Origin of the sequence: Kitasatospora sp. NPDC059571 (assembly GCF_042735675.1) — a bacterium.
GTDB lineage: Bacteria > Actinomycetota > Actinomycetes > Streptomycetales > Streptomycetaceae > Kitasatospora.
The window spans coordinates 1-4172 of sequence record NZ_JBHWBW010000596.1; the positions used below are offsets into that span (position 1 = coordinate 1).

Consider the following 4172-nt stretch of genomic DNA (forward strand, 5'->3'; position numbering starts at 1 on the left):
GGCCGCCCCCCCGCCGCCCCCGGCCGGGGCGGGGGGGGGCCGACGCCCCCGCGCGCGCGGGGGGGGGGGGCGCGGGGGGCCGGCGGCGCGGCGGCGGAGCGACTCAGTGGCCGGCCAGCATCGCCAACTGGTCCAGGGCCTGCGACAGGCCGCGCGGACGCAGCGTCCCGGCGGTGCGCGGCGCACCGGCCCAGCCGGGTCCGGCGAGCACCACCGCGGGCCGGGAACGGGCACCGCGGACACCCCAGGCGGTGGTGGCGGCCTCCAGGGCCAGCCGGCGGTCGGCGGTCGCCCGGGACTGCGCCCAGAGCACGACCGCGGACGGGCCGGTGCGGGCGACGGCGGCCAGCAGCGCCGGGGGCGGCACCGCCGGGCCGAACATCCGGTAGGGCAGCCCCCGGCCGGACAGGCCCGCGGCGAGCGCGTCCAGCGGCAGCGAGTGCTGCTCGTTCGGCATCCCCGCGAGCAGCACCGGCAGGGCGGCGCCCGCGACCGCCACGGGGCTGGTCGCGACGGCCCGCAGGGCGCTCGACACGTGCCAGGACAGCAGGTGCTCGACCTCCACGTAGCGCTCCCCCTCGGCCGCCCACTTGCGGCCGACGGCCCGCAGCGCCGGCACCATCACCTCCTCCCACGCGGCGACCGGGCCGAAGTCGGCGACCGTGCGGGCGAGCATGCGTTCCACGGCGGGGGCGTCGAGCCGGACGGCGGCGCGGGCGAGACCGCGGCACTCCGGGCGGACCGGGCCGAGCGGGAGCAGGTTCCGGCCGCCGGGTGCGGCCCCACCGGGCCGGGCGGTGGCCGGTGGGCCGTCCGGTCCGGCGGGGGCTTCGGCCGCGGTGCCCGCGGGGCCGGCCGAGAGGGCGGCCCGGGCGGCCTCGGCCGGCGGGACGCCGCGGGCGGTGAGGGCGCACATGGCCTCCAGCACCGCGACGTCCGCGGGCGACCAGCGCCGGTGCCGCCCGGTCTCGTGGCCGGCCGGGCCGATGCCGTAGCGCCGTTCCCAGGAGCGGACGGTGGTCGGCGAGACGCCGAGCCGGCGGGCGACGCCGCCGGTGGACAGGCCCGCACCGTCGACGGGCGGCCCGTCGACGGGCACGTGCGCGGGGCCGGTCGGGGCGGGCAGCGCCGGGCCGGTCACCATGCGGCGATCCGGGCGACCATGAACCCGACCGTGCACAGCACCATGACGGCGATCGCCAGCACGGGCGCCCAGCCCGGCCAGGCGGTGCGCAGTTCCACGGCCTCCGGGATCGAGATGCCGTGGCCGGTCGAGGACTCGCACTCGGGCGTCTCGGTGGGCGGTGCCGTCCCGATGATCCGGGGCGTGGGCCGCGCGGCGTCGGTGGTGCGGGCTGCTGCGGTGGTCATGGCGGCCTCCGGTGCGGACGTTCGGACCGTTGGAAACCCCACTCTGCCGCGGGGCGCGCTCAGATGCACCTTGCATCGCTTGTGCAGCGCCCCGTTCCGTGGCGCGCCGGGTCAGCGCGGCCCGGCAGCGGCCGGGCCGGGGCCGGTGAACTCGACTGCGGCCGCGCGTTCCCGGGAGACCCGGTCGAGCAGAAGCAGGGACGTGGCCTCCGGGACGGCTGCCGCGCCGTCGCGGTCGATCGCCGCCAGCAGCCGGCCGAGCCCGCGGCGGTGCCGGGCGAAGACCCGCCGGGGCGCCCACCGGCGGCGGGACTCCTGGCCGGTCAGGGCTTCGGCCGCACCGACGTCCAGCAGCACCAGGTGCAGGGTCCGGCCGGTGCGGGCGGCGCTGCGGCCGAGCCACCGGCGCAGCCAGGGCCGGCTGCCGCAGTCGTGCACGAGGAGGGGCCCGCGGGCGCGCAGCGCGGCGCGCATCCGGGCGAGGTGGCGCAGGCGCGCCCAGGGCCGGTAGACCGGGTAGGGCAGCCAGGCGGGCATCACCGCCTCGCAGTCGACGTGGGTCGTCCGCGGGTCGATCACCGCCGCCCGGTCCGCCCAGCGGGCCAGCAGGGTGGACTTGCCGCTGCCGGGCAGGCCGGAGACGACGACCACCGCGTCCGCGGGGCAGTGCAGCCGGAAGGCGGGGCCGGGCCGCCCGCGCAGGTCGATCAGTCCGGCGGCGGGCAGCGGTGCGACGGGCGGCCGCCCGTCGGCCCGTTCGGCGCCGACCGCGTGCGGTCCGGGCATGGTGGCCTCCCCTCCTGCGCGTCCCCGGGCCGCCCGGTGCGGGCGGCGGCGGGGCCTGCGGGCCACCGAACACGCAAGTCGGGCCGGTGCCGGCCCGTGGATCCGGACGATAGCAAGCCGGCCGGCGGGTGCTCAGCCGCGGGTCCGCGGTCCGGTGCGGGCATGCTGGATCGCCGCGAGCCGCCGGAAGGCCGCGGCGGTGCCCAGGGCGGCCGCCGCTGCCGCGCAGAGGCCCGGTACCAGGGCCGCCCGGCCCCCGGCCGCCGCCCAGAGCAGCCCCGCGGCGCAGGCCGCCGCGAGGGCTCCGGCCGCCGCGGCGAGCAGGCCGGGCCGCCAGGAGAGCGCCCGGACTCCGGCGCGGCGGCGCAGCCTGCGGTCGAGGCGCGGGTCCTGGCGGCGCAGCCGCCGTTCGATGTCGTCGAGGATCAGCCGCTCGTGTTCCGAGAAGAGTGCGCCCATGGTGGTCCGGCTCCTTCCGTCCGCCGGGCCGGGGCCGTCGGCGGCTGCGGGCGGCCCGGGCGGACGCCTCCAGCCTCGTCCGGTCACCGCGGCCGGCACCTCGCAGCGTTGGTGCAGCGGACGGCCGTGCGGCCGCCGGACCGTGCGCGGCGCCGACCCGGTGGTGATGCCCGTTCGGGACGCGGCCGATGCGGCGCCCGAGGGCCGGACTGACAGAGGGTCGGTACCACAGTGGGCCTGCCGGCGAACCGTTCTGACGGACCGGCGGCAGCCGGCGCGTCTCGCAGTGAGGACGGCTGTCGCGCTTTCGGCGCGGCCCGGATACAAAGGGCGCGCTCCCCCGCCGCACGCAGGGCCGCCCCACCGGCCCGCCGCCCCCCGTGAACGGAGACCTCCGGGCCCGTCCTCACCGCCGATGCCCGCCCGGGCACCGCGCCGGACGCCCGCCACCGCCTGCGGGCCGTGCTGCTGATGGCCGGCAGCTGCCTGCCGATCCTCGGCGCCGTGCTGATCGCCCCGGTCCTGCCGCAAATGCAGGACCACTTCGCCGGTACGCCGGGGGCCGGGGCGCTGGTGCCGGTCGCGCTGACGGTGCCGGCGCTGGCGCTCGGCCTGCTGGCGCCGTTCGCCGGGGTGCTGGTCGACCGGCTGGGGCGCCGCCGGCTGCTGGTCGGCGCCACCGTCGCGTACGCGCTGGTCGGCACGGCGCCGCTGTGGCTGGACTCGCTGCCGGCGATCGTGGTCAGCCGGGCCCTGGTCGGGGTGACCGAGGCCGTCATCATGACCTGCTGCACCACGCTGATCGGCGACTACTGGACGGGCCGGGAACGCGACCGCTACCTCGCCCTGCAGACCGTCTGCGCGTCGCTCTCGGCGACGGCGTTCTTCGTGGTCGGCGGCGCGGTCGGCTCGGCCGGCTGGCGGGCGCCGTTCTGGGCGTACGCGGTGAGCCTGCTGCTGGCGCCGCTGATGGCGGGGGTGCTGCGCGCGCCGGGGCAGGGCGGCGACGGCCCCGGTGGCGGTGTGCCGGCCGACGCGGCGGCGCAGCGGCGTCCGTTCCCGTTCCGGCCGCTGGCGGCGACCTGCGGGCTGACCTTCTTCGGTGCGGTGGTCTTCTACACCGTGCCGGTGGAGATGTCGTTCCTGCTGGACGGGGTCGGGGTGCGGGCGCCGGCCGCGATCGGGGCGGCGACGGCGGTCGCCAGCGCGGCCACCGTCGCGGGCGCCGCCGTCTTCGCCCGCTTCGCCGACCGGGCGCAGCGCTTCCTGCCGCACGTGCTGGGGCTGTGCGCGCTCGGCTTCGCGGTGATGTGCGCGGCGGGCGGCGCACCGCTGCTGGTCGCCGGCGCGGTGGTCAACTGCCTGGGCACCGGGATGCTGCTGCCCGCGCTGCTGACCCGGGCGCTGGCCCGGCTGGAGCACGCGGACCGCGGGCGGGGCACCGGGCTGTGGAACGCCGCGTTCTTCCTCGGCGAGTTCGTCTGCCCCCTGGTGCTGCTGGGCGTCTCGGCGGCGGCCGGCGGGCTCGCGGCCGCGGTGGGCCTGCTGGGTGCGGC

General features: G+C 79.7%; 5 protein-coding genes. 1 reads left to right on the forward strand and 4 read right to left on the reverse strand.

Features of this window, described 5'->3' with window-relative positions:
- Positions 1-103: 103 nt before the first annotated feature.
- From ACFV0G_RS36225 to ACFV0G_RS36240, 4 genes are all read right to left on the reverse strand, one after another.
- A complete protein-coding gene (locus ACFV0G_RS36225) occupies positions 104-1144 on the reverse strand; it encodes a MerR family transcriptional regulator (RefSeq protein WP_380557101.1) in 1041 nt (346 codons plus the stop codon).
- A complete protein-coding gene (locus ACFV0G_RS36230; protein WP_380557103.1) occupies positions 1138-1371 on the reverse strand; it encodes a hypothetical protein in 234 nt (77 codons plus the stop codon). Before ACFV0G_RS36230 ends, ACFV0G_RS36225 begins: the two co-directional genes overlap by 7 nt.
- Before the next feature lie 111 nt (positions 1372-1482).
- On the reverse strand, positions 1483-2157 hold the full coding sequence (locus tag ACFV0G_RS36235) for an AAA family ATPase (protein WP_380557105.1): 675 nt from the start codon (positions 2155-2157) through the stop codon (positions 1483-1485).
- A gap of 132 nt (positions 2158-2289) precedes the next feature.
- Positions 2290-2616 (reverse strand): DUF3040 domain-containing protein, encoded by a 327-nt coding sequence (locus ACFV0G_RS36240; RefSeq protein WP_380557107.1) that lies wholly within the window; start codon positions 2614-2616, stop codon positions 2290-2292.
- A 471-nt stretch (positions 2617-3087) separates the two neighbouring features.
- Between ACFV0G_RS36240 and ACFV0G_RS36245 the strand changes: the two genes are divergently transcribed.
- Positions 3088-4172: MFS transporter (locus ACFV0G_RS36245; protein WP_380557109.1), on the forward strand; the 1085-nt coding region annotated here is incomplete at its 3' end.

Bases quoted from the DNA above. Each gene is read 5' to 3' on its own strand.
- ACFV0G_RS36225 (WP_380557101.1), bottom strand. From the start codon at position 1,144: ATGGTGACCGGCCCGGCGCTGCCCGCCCCGACCGGCCCCGCGCACGTG.
- ACFV0G_RS36230 (WP_380557103.1), bottom strand. From the start codon at position 1,371: ATGACCACCGCAGCAGCCCGCACCACCGACGCCGCGCGGCCCACGCCC.
- ACFV0G_RS36235 (WP_380557105.1), bottom strand. From the start codon at position 2,157: ATGCCCGGACCGCACGCGGTCGGCGCCGAACGGGCCGACGGGCGGCCG.
- ACFV0G_RS36240 (WP_380557107.1), bottom strand. From the start codon at position 2,616: ATGGGCGCACTCTTCTCGGAACACGAGCGGCTGATCCTCGACGACATC.